The sequence below is a fragment of the Rhizobium rhizogenes NBRC 13257 genome (assembly GCF_000696095.1).
Taxonomy (GTDB): Bacteria; Pseudomonadota; Alphaproteobacteria; order Rhizobiales; family Rhizobiaceae; genus Rhizobium; species Rhizobium rhizogenes.
Genome location: NZ_BAYX01000025.1, coordinates 26,876 through 43,663, shown reverse-complemented (window position 1 = coordinate 43,663; position 16,788 = coordinate 26,876). Strand labels below are relative to the sequence as shown.

The 16,788-nt window shown below is 57.9% G+C and carries 16 protein-coding genes; 14 read left to right on the top strand and 2 right to left on the bottom strand.

The genetic code is table 11. From position 1 onward, the window contains the following. Positions 1–20 precede the first annotated feature (20 nt). Together RRH01S_RS31040 and RRH01S_RS31035 are read right to left on the bottom strand one after the other, a co-directional pair. The gene (locus tag RRH01S_RS31040) at positions 21–1,541 is read right to left on the bottom strand and encodes an aldehyde dehydrogenase family protein (RefSeq protein WP_052365389.1); all 1,521 of its coding nucleotides are present in this window, start codon (positions 1,539–1,541) and stop codon (positions 21–23) included. A gap of 188 nt (positions 1,542–1,729) precedes the next feature. After that, positions 1,730–2,662, bottom strand: a complete 933-nt coding sequence (locus tag RRH01S_RS31035) for a LysR family transcriptional regulator (protein WP_042477103.1) — start codon at positions 2,660–2,662, stop codon at positions 1,730–1,732. Positions 2,663–2,759: 97 nt separating this feature from the next. Between RRH01S_RS31035 and RRH01S_RS31030 the strand changes: the two genes are divergently transcribed. The 14 genes from RRH01S_RS31030 to RRH01S_RS30965 all read left to right on the top strand — a co-directional run bounded on the left by RRH01S_RS31030 (position 2,760) and on the right by RRH01S_RS30965 (position 16,557). Continuing rightward, the gene (locus tag RRH01S_RS31030) at positions 2,760–3,911 is read left to right on the top strand and encodes a muconate cycloisomerase family protein (protein ID WP_042477100.1); all 1,152 of its coding nucleotides are present in this window, start codon (positions 2,760–2,762) and stop codon (positions 3,909–3,911) included. A gap of 4 nt (positions 3,912–3,915) precedes the next feature. Next, positions 3,916–4,206 (top strand): muconolactone Delta-isomerase, encoded by a 291-nt coding sequence (gene catC / locus RRH01S_RS31025; protein WP_042477099.1) that lies wholly within the window; start codon positions 3,916–3,918, stop codon positions 4,204–4,206. Positions 4,207–4,304: 98 nt separating this feature from the next. Continuing rightward, on the top strand, positions 4,305–5,234 hold the full coding sequence (gene catA / locus RRH01S_RS31020) for a catechol 1,2-dioxygenase (protein ID WP_042477097.1): 930 nt from the start codon (positions 4,305–4,307) through the stop codon (positions 5,232–5,234). A gap of 60 nt (positions 5,235–5,294) precedes the next feature. Beyond that, positions 5,295–6,665 (top strand): benzoate 1,2-dioxygenase large subunit, encoded by a 1,371-nt coding sequence (gene benA / locus RRH01S_RS31015; protein ID WP_042477094.1) that lies wholly within the window; start codon positions 5,295–5,297, stop codon positions 6,663–6,665. Positions 6,666–6,751: 86 nt separating this feature from the next. After that, entirely contained in the window at positions 6,752–7,243 is a 492-nt protein-coding gene (gene benB / locus RRH01S_RS31010; protein WP_042477091.1) for a benzoate 1,2-dioxygenase small subunit, read from the top strand. A 19-nt stretch (positions 7,244–7,262) separates the two neighbouring features. After that, a complete protein-coding gene (gene benC / locus RRH01S_RS31005) occupies positions 7,263–8,276 on the top strand; it encodes a benzoate 1,2-dioxygenase electron transfer component BenC (RefSeq protein WP_042477088.1) in 1,014 nt (337 codons plus the stop codon). Beyond that, positions 8,276–9,058, top strand: a complete 783-nt coding sequence (locus RRH01S_RS31000; protein ID WP_042477085.1) for a 1,6-dihydroxycyclohexa-2,4-diene-1-carboxylate dehydrogenase — start codon at positions 8,276–8,278, stop codon at positions 9,056–9,058. The genes benC and RRH01S_RS31000 overlap by 1 nt, the downstream gene beginning before the upstream one ends. A 77-nt stretch (positions 9,059–9,135) precedes the next feature. Further along, on the top strand, positions 9,136–10,347 hold the full coding sequence (locus RRH01S_RS30995) for an ABC transporter substrate-binding protein (RefSeq protein WP_052365387.1): 1,212 nt from the start codon (positions 9,136–9,138) through the stop codon (positions 10,345–10,347). A 49-nt stretch (positions 10,348–10,396) separates the two neighbouring features. Beyond that, positions 10,397–11,269 (top strand): branched-chain amino acid ABC transporter permease, encoded by an 873-nt coding sequence (locus RRH01S_RS30990; protein ID WP_042477083.1) that lies wholly within the window; start codon positions 10,397–10,399, stop codon positions 11,267–11,269. Positions 11,270–11,272: 3 nt separating this feature from the next. Beyond that, positions 11,273–12,274, top strand: a complete 1,002-nt coding sequence (locus tag RRH01S_RS30985; RefSeq protein ID WP_042477079.1) for a branched-chain amino acid ABC transporter permease — start codon at positions 11,273–11,275, stop codon at positions 12,272–12,274. Then, positions 12,271–13,029, top strand: coding sequence for an ABC transporter ATP-binding protein (locus tag RRH01S_RS30980; RefSeq protein ID WP_042477076.1), 759 nt, complete (start codon positions 12,271–12,273; stop codon positions 13,027–13,029). Before RRH01S_RS30985 ends, RRH01S_RS30980 begins: the two co-directional genes overlap by 4 nt. Further along, positions 13,026–13,739 (top strand): ABC transporter ATP-binding protein, encoded by a 714-nt coding sequence (locus RRH01S_RS30975; RefSeq protein ID WP_042477073.1) that lies wholly within the window; start codon positions 13,026–13,028, stop codon positions 13,737–13,739. The genes RRH01S_RS30980 and RRH01S_RS30975 overlap by 4 nt, the downstream gene beginning before the upstream one ends. 1 nt (position 13,740) lies before the next feature. Then, positions 13,741–14,559 carry a 3-oxoadipate enol-lactonase gene (gene pcaD / locus RRH01S_RS30970; RefSeq protein WP_042477069.1) on the top strand — a complete coding sequence of 273 codons (819 nt, stop codon included), beginning with the start codon at positions 13,741–13,743 and terminating at the stop codon, positions 14,557–14,559. Between the two features lie 183 nt (positions 14,560–14,742). Beyond that, positions 14,743–16,557 (top strand): tannase/feruloyl esterase family alpha/beta hydrolase, encoded by a 1,815-nt coding sequence (locus tag RRH01S_RS30965; protein WP_042477067.1) that lies wholly within the window; start codon positions 14,743–14,745, stop codon positions 16,555–16,557. Positions 16,558–16,788 lie beyond the last annotated feature (231 nt).

Sequence of the window (16,788 nt, the reverse complement as noted above, 5' to 3'; positions counted from 1 at the left end):
CCGAGCCCGAGCAGGGGTTCTCAGAACGGGAAAGCGCGCGGCACCGTCTGGACCGATATCCACCTCTGCTCGGTGAAGGCTTCGATCGCACCGGATGCACCCCACTTTCCAACCCAGCCGGATGCTTTCATGCCGCCAAAGGGGCAGTGAGGCTCATCATGAACACATGTGTCGTTGACATGGACCATTCCCGCTTCGATCTGCGTGGCAAGTATTTGACCGCGGGTGGCATTGCCGGTGATGATCGAGGACGAAAGGCCGTAAACCGTATCATTCGCGAGAGCGATGGCTTCCTCTTCGCTGTCGGCAGGTATTACGAAAGCGACCGGGCCGAAAATTTCCTCGTGATAGATATCCATGTCACGCGTAACACCGGTCATCACTGTCGGACGATAGAAAGGGCCCAGTTTCTCGCCACCGAGATGGATGGTGGCGCCGGCGTCACGCGCGGACTTGACGAGCCTGTCGATCCGGTCGAGCTGTCGATCGTTGATTATAGGAGCTATGACTGCCATGGGATTTGACGGTTCGAGCGGCTCGAACATCGAGACCTTGGCGATAAGCTTCTCAACGAAGCTGTCATAGAGGTTGCGCGCCACGATGATCTTGTCGGCCGACATACAGATCTGGCCCTGATGAAGAAAGGCCGAAAAGAATGCGACATTGACGGCATAATCCACATCGGCATCATCGAGAACAACCACCGGGTTCTTGCCCCCAAGTTCAAGAACGACTCGTTTGAATTGCGCCGCCGAAGTCGTGGCCACCTCCCGGCCAACAGCCGTGGAGCCGGTAAAGCTGATCCGTGCAACGCGCGGATCGTTGATCATTGCCGCAGCCACCGCCTTTACCTTGTCGCGGCTACAGGTCACGACGTTGAATACGCCAGATGGCAGGCCAGCGGCCTCGAAAAGTTCCGCCAGTATGGTGCCTCCCGAAACAGGCGAATCCTCAGATGGTTTGAGGACCGCGGTATTGCCGAGCGCCAATGCATAGACAAAGCCACGAAGCGAAAGATACAAGGGGAAATTCCACGGAGAAATCACACCGACAACCCCTGCAGCGGTCCGTGAGATGGTGTTGACCTTGCCCGGTATATTGGACGGCAAGATTTCACCCGTGGCGCGTGTGGTAAGGGCGGCGGCCTCGCGGAGTGCCAGCGGAATGAGCGAGCATTCGAACATCGCCTTCCCAAGGCCGGACCCGGTCTCTTCCACCAAAGCGTTCACGAATTTTTCCTGGCTGGACTGAAAGATCTCAGCGGCCTTGTAGAAAAACCCGGAGCGAGCGGCCGGCGGCAGGGCCTCCCACGCTGGCTGGGCGACCTTGGCGGCGGCGATGGCCGATTCAATGTCGCTCACGTCGCCATCCGCCACCGTTGCATATGGCAACCGCGTCGTCGGGTTGATGTCGGCAAACGTGTGGGTGGCTGCCGCTGGCCGCCAAGTACCATTGATAAAGAGAAGCACCGGCGTACGCGATTGGGCTCCAGTTTGGGCGGTTGTGGGCTGAGAGTTCTCGCTCGTTCTAAGCAAATTCATTTTAACAGGGCCTCCTCTCCCTTAATGTGAAGCCGAGCTTAGTGTCATTTGACAGGAAAGCGCTTGTCTGGCGCTCTCATATTCCTGACCGTTACTCTCACATCTTCGTCTGCCGCCGCATTCTATTGCAAGCGCTGGGCTTCATATGTCGCTTGCTCGCGGGACACTGAAGGCCTCATCGGCCTGTTTTAGCCCTCGCCCAAGCGAACATTGGATAACTGCAGCCATGGCGGATTATCCGTGTACATTTCACGGATCAGTTGCTTGATCTGATTGATTTTACCGTCTGCGTCCGAGCGCCGGAAGCTCATGATGATGGGCGAGGTCGCCTTCTCGTCCCCGATCATTCTGTAGCAGACGTCATCCGGTCTTTGTCTCTGTGACGCGGCGGGAATGATGCAAAGTCCCACGCCGGCGGCAACCATACCCAACGCAGCTTGGATTTCACGGACTTCTTCGACCGATCCAGGCGTGACACTCAACTCGCCCAGCAGATTCAGAATTTCATCGGCAAAACTCGGCCGAGGCACCGAAGGGTAGACGATTAATGGTTCACCTTGCAGCTCGGCGAGCGCAATAGGCTCTTTTTCAAATGATTTGGCATGCCCTTTTGGAAAGGCTACGACCAGGCGCTCTTCGCGAAGTGTCAGCCGCTCGACTTCCCGGTCGTTAAACCGGACCCGGCCGAAGCCGACGTCGATGCGTCCTTCCTTGAGCGCGGTCACTTGTTCCGTCGACATCATCTCCCTTATTTCAATGTCGAGCTCCGGCCATTGTATCCGCATGCGTCGCACGAGGTCTGGAATGCCGCCGTAAAGTGTTGAACCAACGCAGCCGATGATAAATCTTTCGCGTTGAGATCGGCCGATCCGACGCGTTTGCTCCCGGATGTGTTCAAGGTTCGCAAGTGTCTTGGCGGCTTGCTCGTATAGGAACCGCCCGGCCTCCGTTAGCGACAGGGGTCTTTTCGATCTGTCGAGGAGATTGACACCCAACTCCTCTTCGAGTTGCTGGATCTGCCGACTGAGGGGTGGCTGGGCGATATGCAGCATCTCCGCGGCACGCGAAAAGTTTCGTTCCCGTGCCACGGCCACAAAATATCTAAGCTGGCGCAGTTCCACCTTACTATACCTCCAGGGTATGAAATTCGACTTTTATAGTTTTGGACTGTTTCCCTTAGGAAGGCTAGCCTCCTTATAGACCAAGGGAGGAAGTGTCGTGTCTGGCATAATTCGCATTGCCGCGATCGAGACGATTATACTCGATTTGCCAACTATCCGACCGCACAAGCTGTCGATGGTCACTATGAATCAGCAGAGCATGACCATTGTCCGCATCCGTTGCTCAGACGATTTCGAAGGCGTGGGCGAAGGGACAACCATCGGTGGCTTGGCATACGGGCCGGAGAGCCCGGAAGGTATGAAGCTTACGATCGACCAGTATGTCGCTCCCTTGCTGATCGGTCTGGATGCCACACGCGTGCAAGCTGCCATGGACATCGTTTCCAAGGCGATCAAGGGAAACCACTTCGCCAAGTGTGCGGTCGAAACAGCGCTGCTTGATTGTCATGCGCGTCGACTGGGACTTCCTCTCTCGGAACTGTTGGGCGGGCGGCGGCGCGACAGTTTGCCGATCGCCTGGACGCTCGCATCGGGCGATACTGCAAGGGATATCGACGAAGCCCAGCAAATGCTCGATCTTCGCCGGCACAAGGATTTCAAACTGAAGATCGGCAGCAAGCCCATCGCGGAAGACATTCGTCACGTTGCCGACATCAGGAAAGCACTGCCCAACATCGCCTCGATCCGGGTCGACGTGAACATGGCATGGCGTGAACGGGAAGCGAGGGGTGCGATTGACGCCCTTGCGGATGCCGGTTGCGTGCTCGTTGAACAACCCGTGGCCGGGATAGCTCCGCTGGCGCGGCTCACACGGGCATCTTCAATCGCGATCATGGCCGACGAAGCTCTTGTCGGGCCGGAAAGTGCGCTGGAGGCTGCGACGGCGCGTGCCGCTGATGTGTTCTCCATCAAGATCGAGCAAGCCGGAGGCCTTTTCGCGGCGGCCAAGGTGATAGCAATCGCAGAAACGGCCGGCATAAGCATTTATGGTGGCACGATGCTGGAAGGGCCAGTCGGCACCATCGCCGCTTCGCAGTTGCTGGTCGGCGTAACGGATCTGCCGTGGGGCACGGAATTTTTTGGCCCCCTGCTACTCACTGAAGAGCTCCTTACCGAGCCTCTCGTCTTTCGAGATTTCGAATTGCAGATTCCGTCCGGTCCCGGGCTCGGAATTGCGCTGGATGAAAGTGCGGTCGACCACTTTCGCCGCGGCGCGAAACATGCCGGCAGCCTGAGAATTGCGGGGTGATGATATGCTCTTTCATGTCGAGATGACTGTGGAATTGCCACACAACCTGCCCCAGCAGTTGGCCGCCGATCTAAAGGCGACCGAGAAGGAGCGCGCACGGGAACTCCAGCGATCAGGCAAATGGCGGCATCTGTGGCGTGTGGCAGGACAGTACGCCAATATCAGCATTTTCGACGTCAGCGGACCGGGTGAACTTCACGAGCTTCTGTCGACGCTGCCGCTCTTTCCCTTCATGCGGATCAAGGTGGCCCCGTTGTGCAGGCATCCCTCGGCGATCCGCGAGGACGACAGTTAGTAAAGCGCATCACATGATCGGCCCGGGAGGGGTCGAGTGACAAGGACCATATAGGGAAGCGAGCGACCATCGCCCTTCCACGCCAAAAGGAGGATGTTATGGCAAGTGGTATCATCGAAAAGAGCGTTGTTCAGGACCTGGCGCGGCGCGCCAGCGGACTGGATACGGACGGCGGCGATCGCAGGATCAAGGAGATCATGAACCGTCTTCTTGGCGATCTGTTCCAGGCCATCGACGATCTCGACATCAGCATGAACGAAGTCTGGAGCGCGGTCGCCTATCTTGGCGCTGCGGGCCGCAACAATGAGCTCGGCCTGATCGCGCCGGGCATCGGCCTCGAGCATTTTCTCGATCTGCGCCTCGACGAAGAAGAGCGGCGCGCCGGTCTGGCCGGCGGCACCTCGCGTACCATCGAGGGACCGCTTTACATAGCGGGTGCTCCGGAGTGTCAGGGCTTTGCCCGGCTCGACGATGGCTCGGACCAAGGCGAAGTGCTTTTCATGCAGGGCCAGGTGCGCGACCAAAACGGAAAGCCCGTGGGCGGAGCGGTGGTCGATGTGTGGCACGCCAACACACTTGGCAACTACTCCCACTTCGACCCGCAACAGGCACCCTACAATCTGCGTCGCCGTATCGTCACGGATAGCGAGGGCCGTTACCGGTTTCGCACCATCATGCCGAGCGGTTATTCCACCCCTCCGGGCGGTTCGACCGAAGAACTCCTCTTTGCTGTTGGCCGGCATGGTCATCGCCCCGCGCATATCCACTTTTTCGTGGAAGCCCCGGCCCACCGCCACCTGACGACACAGATCAATATCGAGGGCGATCCCTACCTCTTCGAGGACTTTGCCTTCGGCACCCGCAACGACCTCATTCCGCCTGTGATCCGGATCAGTGATCCAAAGCTGATGGCCGAGAACCAGGTGCAGCAGCCTTACGCTTCCATCGAGTTCGATTTCGTCCTGATGCCCGCTGTCGAAGGCGTCGCGGATACGATCGTCGAGCGCGAGCGCGCAAAAGCTGCCTGAGAACCGAGTGGAAGGTGCCAGGCAGCTGGCGCCTTCCCGATCACCTGAGGAGGATGAAAGATGCTGGATATTCCCGCCGACCGGCGTATCGAGGAGAAGCTCGAAGGCTCCGTGATCGAGGATGCCGAGACTGGTTCTTATCGCTGCCGCCGCGATATCTTTACGGATTCGGAACTGTTCGAGCTCGAGATGGAGCACATCTGGGAAGGGAACTGGATTTACCTTGCTCATGAGAGCCAGATCCCCAATCCGAATGATTACATAACCGGCTATATCGGCCGACAGCCGATCGTGATCTCCAGGGACAAGGCCGGAAACCTCAATTGCTTCCTCAATGCGTGCTCACACCGCGGGGCGATGATTTGCCGCCACAAGCGGGGTAACAAGTCCACCTACACCTGTCCTTTCCACGGATGGTCATTTTCGAACACTGGCAAGCTGCTAAAGGCCAAGGATCCGAACGGGGCAGGTTATCCCGAGCAATTCAACACCAACGGATCGCATGATCTGACCAAAGTCGTGCGTTTCGAAAGCTACCGAGGCTTTCTGTTTGGCAGCCTCAATCCCGATGTACTGTCGCTGGAGGAACACCTCGGCGAGGCGCGAAAGATCATCGATATGATCGTTGATCAGTCGCCGGACGGACTTGAGGTGCTGCGCGGCAGCTCAACCTATGTCTACGATGGCAACTGGAAACTGCAAACGGAGAATGGTGCCGATGGCTACCATGTCTCGTCCGTTCATTGGAACTACGCTGCAACGACGCAGCATCGCAAGGAAGCGGTTGCCGCCGCGGCCGGCGAGGATGTGACCCGCGCCATGGATGCCGGGTCCTGGGCCAAGCAGGGTGGCGGTTTCTATTCGTTCGAGCATGGCCACCTGTTGCTCTGGACGCGTTGGGGGAACCCTGAGGATCGACCGCTTGCCGAAAAGCGCGGCGAGTTGACGGAACAGTTCGGCCAGGCCTGGGCCGACTGGATGATCGACAGGTCCCGTAACCTGTGCCTCTATCCGAACGTCTACCTCATGGACCAGTTCTCTTCGCAGATCCGAGTGTATCGGCCGATCGCCGTCGACAAGACCGAGGTCACAATCTATTGCATCGCGCCGAAGGGCGAGAGCGTTGCCGCGCGTGCGCGTCGTATCCGCCAGTACGAGGATTTCTTCAATGCCAGCGGCATGGCGACACCTGACGATCTGGAGGAGTTTCGTTCCTGCCAGATCGGTTATCAGGCGCGGCAGGCTGCATGGAACGATCTCAGTCGCGGTGCGACACATTGGATCGAGGGTGCCGACGAGGGAGCCGAGGCGATCGGCCTGAAGCCACTCCTGTCTGGTGCCAAGACCGAAGACGAGGGTCTCTTCGTTATCCAGCACAGCTACTGGAAAAAGACACTCGGGGCTGCGATCGGTCACGATCCGACGCGATAATTCATGCGCCCCGGGGAGGGGCGCATCGTTTCAAACAATGCACTGCCATGGGGGCGGGCTGGCAACAGCCTGCCGGAGGAGACGTCATGACAATTTCACGCCAGCAGGTCGAGGAGTTTCTCTATCGGGAAGCACGTTTTCTGGACGAGCGGGACTGGGACAACTGGCTTGCGCTCTACGCGCCGCATGTCGAGTTCTGGATGCCGGCCTGGGATGACGACGACCGCCTGACGGAGGATCCGCAGTCGGAAATCTCCTTGATGTATTACGCCACCAAGCAGGGTCTTGAAGACCGGATCTTCCGGATCCGGACGGATCGATCCAGCGCCACCAGCCTGCCGGAGCCGCGAACGCTGCACCACATTTCAAATGTCGAAATCCTGGAGCAGACGGCAGACAAGGCCGAAATTCGCTTCAATTGGATGACCCAGAATTTCCGCTACAAGACGACGGACACGCATTACGGCACGAACTTCTACACGCTCGAGATCAACGAGGGCGGGATGCGGATCGCGCGAAAGAAAATCGTGCTCGTCAACGATTACATCCATCACGTCATCGACGTCTACCACGTCTGAGGTCACGGGAGGAAACACGATGCCCAAGATTGCCCTGAATTTCGAAGACGGCGTAACGCGCTTCGTCGAATGCGGCCCCAACGAGGTTCTCGTCGATGCGGCCTATCGTGCGCGCCTCAATATTCCGATGGACTGTCGGGATGGTGTTTGTGGAACGTGCAAATGCAGGGTCGAATCCGGCTCTTATGAAATGGATGCCTATATCGAGGATGCATTGACCGACGAGGAAGCCTCGCAAGGCTATGTGCTAACCTGCCAGATGCGGCCGAAAAGCGATTGCGTGCTGTCGGTTCCGGCGACATCGAAGATGTGCAAGAGCGGTCCAACGGAGTTCGGCGCAAGTCTTGCCGAGGTCCGCCAGTTGTCCGATACGACGATCGGTTTCACATTGGAAATCGACCAGCCTGACAACCTCGCCTTTCTGCCGGGCCAGTATGTGCAGGTGTCGGTTCCGCAAACCGAGGACAGCCGGGCATATTCCTTCTCCTCCCGCGTAAACGCCGGGCGCGTCGACTTCCTCGTGCGCAATATTCCGGGCGGGTTGATGTCGGGCTATCTCTCCGGTCGAGCTATGCCAGGTGATCGCCTGACCATACGGGGGCCATCCGGTGCGTTTTATCTGCGGGAATTGAGCCGGCCGACGCTTTTTCTTGCGGGTGGGACCGGTCTGGCACCGTTTCTTTCGATGCTTGACTACCTCAGCGCAAGAGGCGGGAGCACGCCACCCATACATTTGCTTTACGGCGTTACTCGCGACGCTGACGGCGTCGAGGTGTGCAAGCTTGAAGCTTTCGCCGATGCCATCCCAAATTTCACCTTCGAAGTCTGCGTCTCCGACCCTGACAGCAATGCCCTGCGAAAGGGCTTCGTCACCGATCATTTCGGCGCGGCCGATCTCAATGGCGGAGACAGTGATGTCTATCTCTGCGGTCCGCCGCCGATGGTAGAGGCCGTGCGCCGTCACTTCGACCTCATTGGTGTGAAGCCGGCTTCGTTCTATTTCGAGAAATTCAATGCCGCGGAGGCTGCGTGATGAAACCGGACCGCTTTACGAATAAAGCGATGGTCGTTACCGGATCGGCCCAGGGGATAGGTCGCGAAGTTGCAATCCGCGCAGCTGCGGAAGGCGCAAGGCTGGCGCTAATCGATCGATCGGATGTTGTTCGAGAGGTTGCAGCGGAGATCGAGGCCGCGGGAGGCAGGGCCACGGCCATTCTTGCCGATCTTGAAGCCTGGGAGGGAGCTACCGAGGCGATTAGGCAAGCGCGCGAACATATTGGTGGCCCCGATATTCTGGTCAACAATGTCGGCGGCGCAATCTGGATGCGCCCCTTCGAGCATTTTGATGAACGGCAAATCGAGGCGGAAATTCGACGCTCGCTCTTTCCTACGCTCTGGTGCTGCCATGCCGTGCTTCCTTTGATGATCGAGGCGGGCGGCGGAGCGATCGTCAACGTGTCATCGATCGCAACGCGGGGCATCAACCGCGTGCCATATTCGGCGGCGAAAGGCGCGGTCAATGCACTAACGGTGACGCTCGCCATGGAGAACGCCGAGCGCGGCATTCGCGTCAACGCGGTGGCACCGGGTGGGACCGAGGCCCCTCAACGGCGCATTCCGCGCAATGGTGAAAACCAGAGTGAGGACGACCGCCGCTGGATGTCCGAGGTCGTATCGCAGACCAAGCAATCGAGCTTCATGAAACGGTATGGAACACTTGAGGAACAGGCGGGTGCAATCCTGTTCATGGCGTCCGATGAGGCTTCGTATCTTACCGGCACCATTTTGCCGGTTGGAGGCGGCGACAGCGGCTGATGCCGGAAATCCCACGGCTGCGCCAGTGTTTTGAGGAGAGCCAGTGAGCAGCCACAAACTTTAACGGAGGAGAGACAATGTCAAATAACAGGGGAATTTTCGAAACGACCGTCACGCGTCGCTCGTTTCTTGGCAGCACAACGATAGGAGCGGCTGGACTGGCTTTCGGGCTGGCAAGCCCAGCAATCGCCCAAGGCGCGCCGTTAAAAGTGGGGATCATGCTTCCCTTCAGCGGCACATACGCCAAGCTCGGTCAATTCATCGAGAACGGGTTTCACCTTTACGTCGAGCAGAAATCGGGGGTGCTGGGCGGCAGGCGTGTCGAGTTCGTTCGGCTTGACGATGAATCGAAACCCGAAACCGCAACGGACAACATGAACAGGCTGGTCGGGCGTGACAAGGTCGACTTTGTCGTTGGCACTGTCCATTCCGGTGTCGCCATGGCCATGGTCAAGGTTGCTCGAGATACAGGCTGCCCGCTGATCATCCCGAATGCGGGGGCGGATGAAGCCACTGGCCCGCTTTGTGCTCCCAATATCTTTCGCACGTCCTTCTCGAACTGGCAGGCTGCCCATCCGATGGGCAAGGTCATGCGCGATAAAGGTTTCGGCAAAGTCGCGACGATCACCTGGCGCTATGGGGCCGGACAACAGATGACCAAGGCCTTTAAGGAAGGCTTCGAGGCGGCGGGCGGCACCGTTGTCGAGGAACTGACGGTGCCATTTCCCGAAGTGGAGTTTCAGGCACTCATCACGCGCATCGCCGAGCTCAAGCCGGATGCTGTCTTCGCCTTCTTTGCCGGAGGGGGTGCGGTCAAGTTCGTCGTCGACTATGCCGCCGCCGGGCTCAAGGGGAAAATTCCGCTCTACGGCACCGGCTTCCTGACGGACGGGACGTTGAAAGCACAAGGCGCATCCGCTGAGGGTATTCGCACGACGCTTCATTATGCAGATGATCTCGACAATCCCGCCAACAAATCCTTCCTTGAAGGCTTCAAGGCGAAGACCGGAGACACGGGCGATATCTATGCGGTGCAGGGCTTTGACGCCGCAGCCCTGCTCGATATCGGCCTCACCGCGACAAGTGGCGACGGTCAGGCCCGCGACACATTGTTCGCGGCGATGCAGGCGGCCAAGCTCGACAGCCCGCGCGGACCTCTGAGCTTCTCGGCGGCACACAATCCGATCCAGAACATCTATTTGAGAGAAGTCCGCGAGGGTCGCAACATGCTTGTGTCGATTGCCGGTGACGCGGTGAAAGACCCGGCTCGTGGTTGCCGCATGTCGTAGCCGAACGGCGGGGGCTACCCCGCCACCTCACTCTTTCCGGGAGGTGCAGATGGACATCGGCACATTCGCAATACAGCTCTTGAACGCCGTGCAATACGGCCTTGTGCTGTTCCTCGTCGCCAGCGGACTGACACTCGTCTTCGGCATTCTCGGCGTCATCAATCTGGCCCACGGAGCATTCTACATGCTTGGAGCCTATCTCGCCTGGTGGTTTACGACGGCAAGCGGCAGTCTGGTCGTCGGCATTCTCGGCGCATCCGCCGTCAGCTTCACGGTGGGGCTTTTGTTGGAGGCATTTTTCATCAGGCGGCTCTATGGCCGCGATCACCTGTCTCAAGTGCTCCTCAGCTTCGGTCTGATCCTGGTTATCGACGAAGTTCGCCAAATGCTCTTTGGCCGCGATGTGCAATCCGTCCCCGTGCCGGATTGGCTCTCCGGGTCAATCAATTTGACCGATATGCAATCCTATCCTCTCTATCGGCTCGCGCTGATCGTCTTCTGTCTCATCCTGGCGACGAGCATTTTCCTTGTGATCAACAAGACCCGCATCGGCATGATCGTCAGGGCAGGGGCGGAAAATCGTGACATGACGCGGGCGTTGGGAATTCCCTTCGATCGCGTCAATCGCCTCGTCTTTGCGGTGGGAATAGCCCTTGCCGCTCTCGCTGGTGCCGTTATCGCGCCGGTCTCGACGGTGTTCCCGGGAATGGGCGATAGCATGTTGATCCTGTCCTTTGTCGTGGTGGTGTTGGGAGGGGTCGGTTCAGTTCCCGGCGCCGCCATCGGTGCTTTGATGATCGGCCTGATCGACACGTTCGGCAAAGTCTTCCTGCCTGAATTTTCGGGTATGCTCATCTATGTGCTCATGGCCGCGGTTCTGCTGTGGCGGCCGACTGGCATTCTCGGAAAACGGGAGATCTGATCCATGACCCCTCTGTTCTCTCGCGCCCAGATTCCGATGCTCGCCATGTTCGGCGCGGCGGTGCTGTTGCCCTGGCTCGTGTCCGGTTATTATGTGCAGTTCGCCGCGAAAGTCCTGATCCTGGGAACCCTTGCCATGGCGCTTAACTTGTCCGTCGGCTTTGGCGGCATGGTCAGCCTGTGTCATGCGGCGTTCTTCGGTCTTGCCGGCTACACTCTTATTCTCGTAACGCCGGAATACGAAGTTCCGTCCCTGTTGCTCACGCTCGCAGCCGCGATCGCCGTTGTCGCGGTCTCGGCACTGGTCATCGGCCTGTTGTCGCTCAGAACGCGCGGCATCTATTTCATCATGGTGACGCTCGCATTCGGCGAGATGTTATTCTTTCTTTTTCACGATACCGGCATTGGTGGTGGATCTGACGGTATCTTTCTTTACGTCAAGCCGGTGCTGGCCGCGGGTAGTGTCGTCTTACTCGATCTTGAAAGCCCCATCGTCTTCTACCTCGTTGCACTCTCGACCTGTGTCGCGTGCTGGTGCCTCATAACCCATCTTCTCGCCACGCCCTTCGGCGATGCTCTGACCGCCGCACGGGACAATGAACGGCGTGCTTTGTCGCTGGGCATCCCGGTCTTTCGGGTGCGTCTCGTTGCTTTTGTGGTTTCTGCCGTGATGGCAGGAATTGCCGGCTATCTGTCGGCCGCGCAGTTCGGCTTTGTGGCACCTCAGATGCTTGGATGGCACTTGTCGGCGACCGCACTTGTCATGGTGGTGCTGGGCGGTACTCGCCGCGTTGCCGGCCCCCTTTTCGGCGCGATCCTCCTGGTCGGCCTTGAAGACCTGCTGAAAATCTATGTCGAAGAATGGAAGCTGTATTACGGGCTCATCATCATCATGCTCGTGCTCTTCGTTCCCGGTGGCCTTCAGGATCTTTTGCGTCTCTCGGGGACCGAGGCACTCTTTCGCCGCAAGTTACCGCAGCCTGTGGCGGTGGGAGGTAAGCTATGACAAAGGAGCTTCTCGTTGTGGAAGGACTGACGAAGCGCTTCGGCGGTCTGGTCGCCGTCTCCAACGTCTCACTCTCCGTCCGAGAGGGTGAAATCCATGCGATCATTGGTCCAAACGGCGCCGGAAAATCCTCGCTGATCAATCTACTATCCGGGGATCTCGCACCAACATCCGGCAGCATCGAGCTCGATGGCAAAGATATGACCTCGCATGCTCCGCATGCTCGCTGCCGCGCCGGTCTGGGTCGGTCCTATCAAAAGACCACGATTTTTCAGGATCGGACCGTATTCGAGAACGTGAAGCTTGCCGCGCAGGGTGCTCGGCCGGGTGTTTTATCCATGTGGCGGTTGCGAAGTCGGGAGGAAGAAAACGAACGGGAGGCCCTGAATGCGTTGACGGATACCGGCCTGCTCGATCGGGCCGAGGCCAAGGCTCGCATGATGAGCCACGGCGAACAGCGTCAGCTTGAGGTTGCCATGGTATTGGCGACCGGACCTCGCGTCGTGCTGCTGGATGAACCTCTCGCAGGCATGGGGCATAGCGAGGCAAAGCGCATGTCGGAGGTCATCCGCTCTTTGAAAAAAGGGCGCGGCGTGCTGCTCGTGGAGCATGACATGGATATTGTGTTTGCCATCGCGGACCGACTGACGGTCATGGCGGATGGGCACATTATCGCCACCGGCTCAGTCGAAGACGTTCGTTGCGATCCAAAAGTCAGAGGCGCCTATCTCGGAGAGATGGAGGAGGTGGCATGAGCCTGTTGTTGAATGTGCAAGGATTGCAAAGCTTCTACGGTGTCAGCCAGATACTGCATGGCATCGATCTACAGGTGAGGCCTGGTGAGCAGATCGCACTGCTTGGCCGCAATGGCATGGGCAAGACGACATTCTTGCGCTCGTTGATGGGAATGATGCCGCGCACCCTTGGCGACATAGATCTGCATGGAATCAGTGTTCGAGGGAAACTTCCCGAGACGATCGCGCGCGCCGGGGTCGCGCTTGTGCCGGAGGGAAGGGGTGTCTTCGGATCGCTCACTGTCATAGAAAATCTCATTATGGCAGCTCGGCCTGGACCTAGTGGCAAGCAGGGTTGGACGCTCGATCGCGTGCTTTCCGTTTTCCCGCGTCTGGCGCAGAGGCGGAACAATGGCGGGCAGCAATTGTCTGGCGGTGAGCAGCAGATGCTGACGATTGGACGCGCATTGATGACCAATCCCGATCTTATCCTGATCGACGAGGCGACGGAGGGGCTTGCCCCGCTGATCGCCCAGGAAATCTGGAAGACGCTCGATATCATCCGCTCGGAGGGGATTGCGACGATCGTCGTCGACAAGGACATCCGCAGCCTCTCCAGAGTGGCGGACCGTGTTGTGATCATGTCCAAGGGGCGCCTGGTATTCGAGGGCAGTCCGGGGGAACTGGCGGCTAGCGGCGATCTGCTCGAGCGACATCTGGGAGTTCAATGACATGCCATTCATCACCGTCAACAACGTTCAACTGCACTATCGGTTATCTGGCCGTCGCAATGGACCTCGTATTGCTTTTGCCAACTCGCTCGGTTCGGATCTGCGTATCTGGGGCGAAGTCGAGCAAAGACTGGGTCAAGATTTTGAAATGCTGTTTTTCGACCAGCGCGGCCATGGCCTGTCAGAAGTGACCGACCAGCCTTATACGATCTCACAACTGGCTGCCGATTTGCTTGGTCTGCTCGATATCATAGGCTGGACGCAAGTTAGCCTTTGTGGGGTTTCGGTTGGTGGCATGGTTGCTATGGAAACAGCAGCGCAGTGTCCGGATCGTGTTACCAGGCTCGTCCTTCTCGATACCGCAACAAAGATTGGGACAACAGCGGGCTGGAACGACCGTATCAGCGCCATCGAAACCAGCGGCATCCCCATAGTCAGTGAACAGATACTGACCCGCTGGTTTCCCTTGGAATATCGCATGCGCGAACCTCAAGCCTGGGAAGCCTGGAAGCGCATGCTCGAGAGCACGGGGGATCGTGGGTATATCAACACCTGCCTAGCCCTCCGTGACGCGGATTTGACTGCGGCGGTAGGCAGATTGGCGGTTCCCACTTTGGTCATGGCAGGCAGTAATGACCAATCGACCCCACCTGAACTCGTTGCGGCGATGGCCGGGCAAATAGCCGGTAGCCGTTTCGAAAACATCCCTGGCGCCGGGCACCTGCCGTGCATCGACGCGCCCGATGTCCTGGCCGGGGCAATCGAGGCATTTTGCCAAATACAGGAATCAATCAGGAACCCTGCCATCGCGCACTCATAATCAGCGTCCGGATCAACGAGGATTGGAGCGACATCCTGGTGGAAGCCTAAAGCACCGCTTTGCTGAGATGCCGCAACCTTGGAACGCCTGACATCGACGGAAGCATAGCGCACTGGGCTTTTGCTTGGATTGATCAGTGTGCATGTCTTTTCTGTGAGCTAACGCCTTGAAAAGGAACAGACCATGAGGAAACTGAAAGCTGTTGTGACGCTAGCTTTCCTTGCCCTTTTTATGTTGCCAATAGTGGGCAACATACGCCCAGCCCATGCCGCCGAGAGCTTGCATTGCGATGACACTCTGAAGTCGAAATTCAAGGCTGACGACACCCGGGTGCTGCTAGTCAAGCACTTCTCGCGAGAGGAGAAAATCAGTCTCTCCGGCTCTCCCGAACCGTCTCCTGAAGCTTATGTTGATATGTGTTTGGTCAAGCTACTGGTTGGCCCTGGCAAAGCTGGCACCGCCGGCCTGAAATCTACGTCAGATGGGATTGGCATCGAGGTCTGGTTGCCATCACCGGACGCGTGGAATCGGATCATAAGGGTCACGGGCAGCGGAGGTTTCGCGGGCGGCTACCAAAGCAAGATGGACCGCATTGGCAATGCTGGATGGGCTGATCCGATAACACTGGCTGCGGTGGCGAAGGGATATGTCGTAAGCTCGTCCGATCACGGTCATTTGGGTCAAGCGACATCCGACGGATCATTCGCGCTGGATGAGGATGGTGGAATCAATACGGTGCTTTGGCACGATTTCGCGGAGCGAAGCCTTCACGAACTGGCCGTAAAGACAAAACAACTGGCGGCTGTCTATTATGGCAAGTCTCATCTTTACGTGTATTGGGATGGCTTTTCGACCGGTGGTCGTCAGGGTTTGAAACTGGCTCAGAAATATCCCGATGATTTCGATGGCATCCTGGCCGGCGCGCCGGCGATAAACTGGACTCGTTTCATCACGGCCGAGCTCTATCCTCAGCTTGTAATGCAAAAGATGTTCGCTGGTCCCATCGATACAGCCAGGTTAAACGCAGTGAGCGCCGCGGCGACGGCGCAGTGTGGGGGTAAGGAGCTTGGGTTCCTGCTCGATCCGACCCAATGCCGTTATGACCCAAGTCAGGATATCGATGTTCTCTGCAGCAGTGAAACCCTCAACGGAGCCCCGGGCAAGGGTGACGCAGCCACATGTATCACGCTGACCCAGGCTGAAGCCGTAAATCGTATCTGGTTTGGGCTGTCGTCGGATGGTTCGTATATCGATCCCAAGATGGACAATGGAATGAGTGCAATGCTTAGCGGCAGCCACTTATGGTGGGGGTTAACGCGAGGCACGTCTTTGGCGCGCCTTGCGGGAGAGAAGCCATTTCCCATCGCCTCGACAATGGTGGCGTTGGAACTCCAGGATGCGCGCTATGCCCAAGCCGGTCTGTTTCCCGAAGGTCCCATCGGCAAAGGGATGGATCGATGGAAGATGCTTGATTATGGGAGCTTGGCCGATGCCTACGCTCTTGGCCTACTCCTGCAGGGACCGTTCTCGAATATCAACACGGACGATCCGGATTTACGGGCATTTCGGAATTCGAAGGCAAAATTGATAACTTATCATGGATGGAATGATGATCTCATCATGCCGCAGGGCAGCCTGAATTACTTTAATCGCGCTTCCGCCAGCATGGGTGGGATAACAAGGCTCAAAGAATTCTATCGGCTCTTTATGATCCCGGGCCTTGCTCATGACGGGACGTTTGCGCGCGCTGGCTCTATTGATCCTGTAACAGGTCAGCCAACAGATGTTGCCAAAGTGCCTTTGCCTCAGTCGGCAACGGGCCGGGATGAATTGTTCATAGCCTTACGTCGTTGGGTTGAGGAAGGGAAAGCGCCAAGCCGCATAGACATCCGATCCGCAAATGGCAGTGTGACAATGCCGCTCTGTGACTATCCGCGAAAGCCTGTCTGGAACCACACCGGCTCCATTGGGAGCCGCGAAAGCTACAGTTGCGAATGATGGAACGACACCGTCATCGCAGTCCGACTTCAGCCCGCAACTCGCCCGGGAGGCGATGCAGATTGCCTCCATCGCGCCAGTGGTCGCGATGGTGTCTCAGCACTATCGCGTTCGGCCGACCATATTGATAGCCAAGACGTCGCCTACCAGAGGATGGTTGGCAAAATCCCATGCGCTTCCATCGCGATGACTTTTCGAACCCATCACCCGTCACCGGGTGTCTTCTCGTTC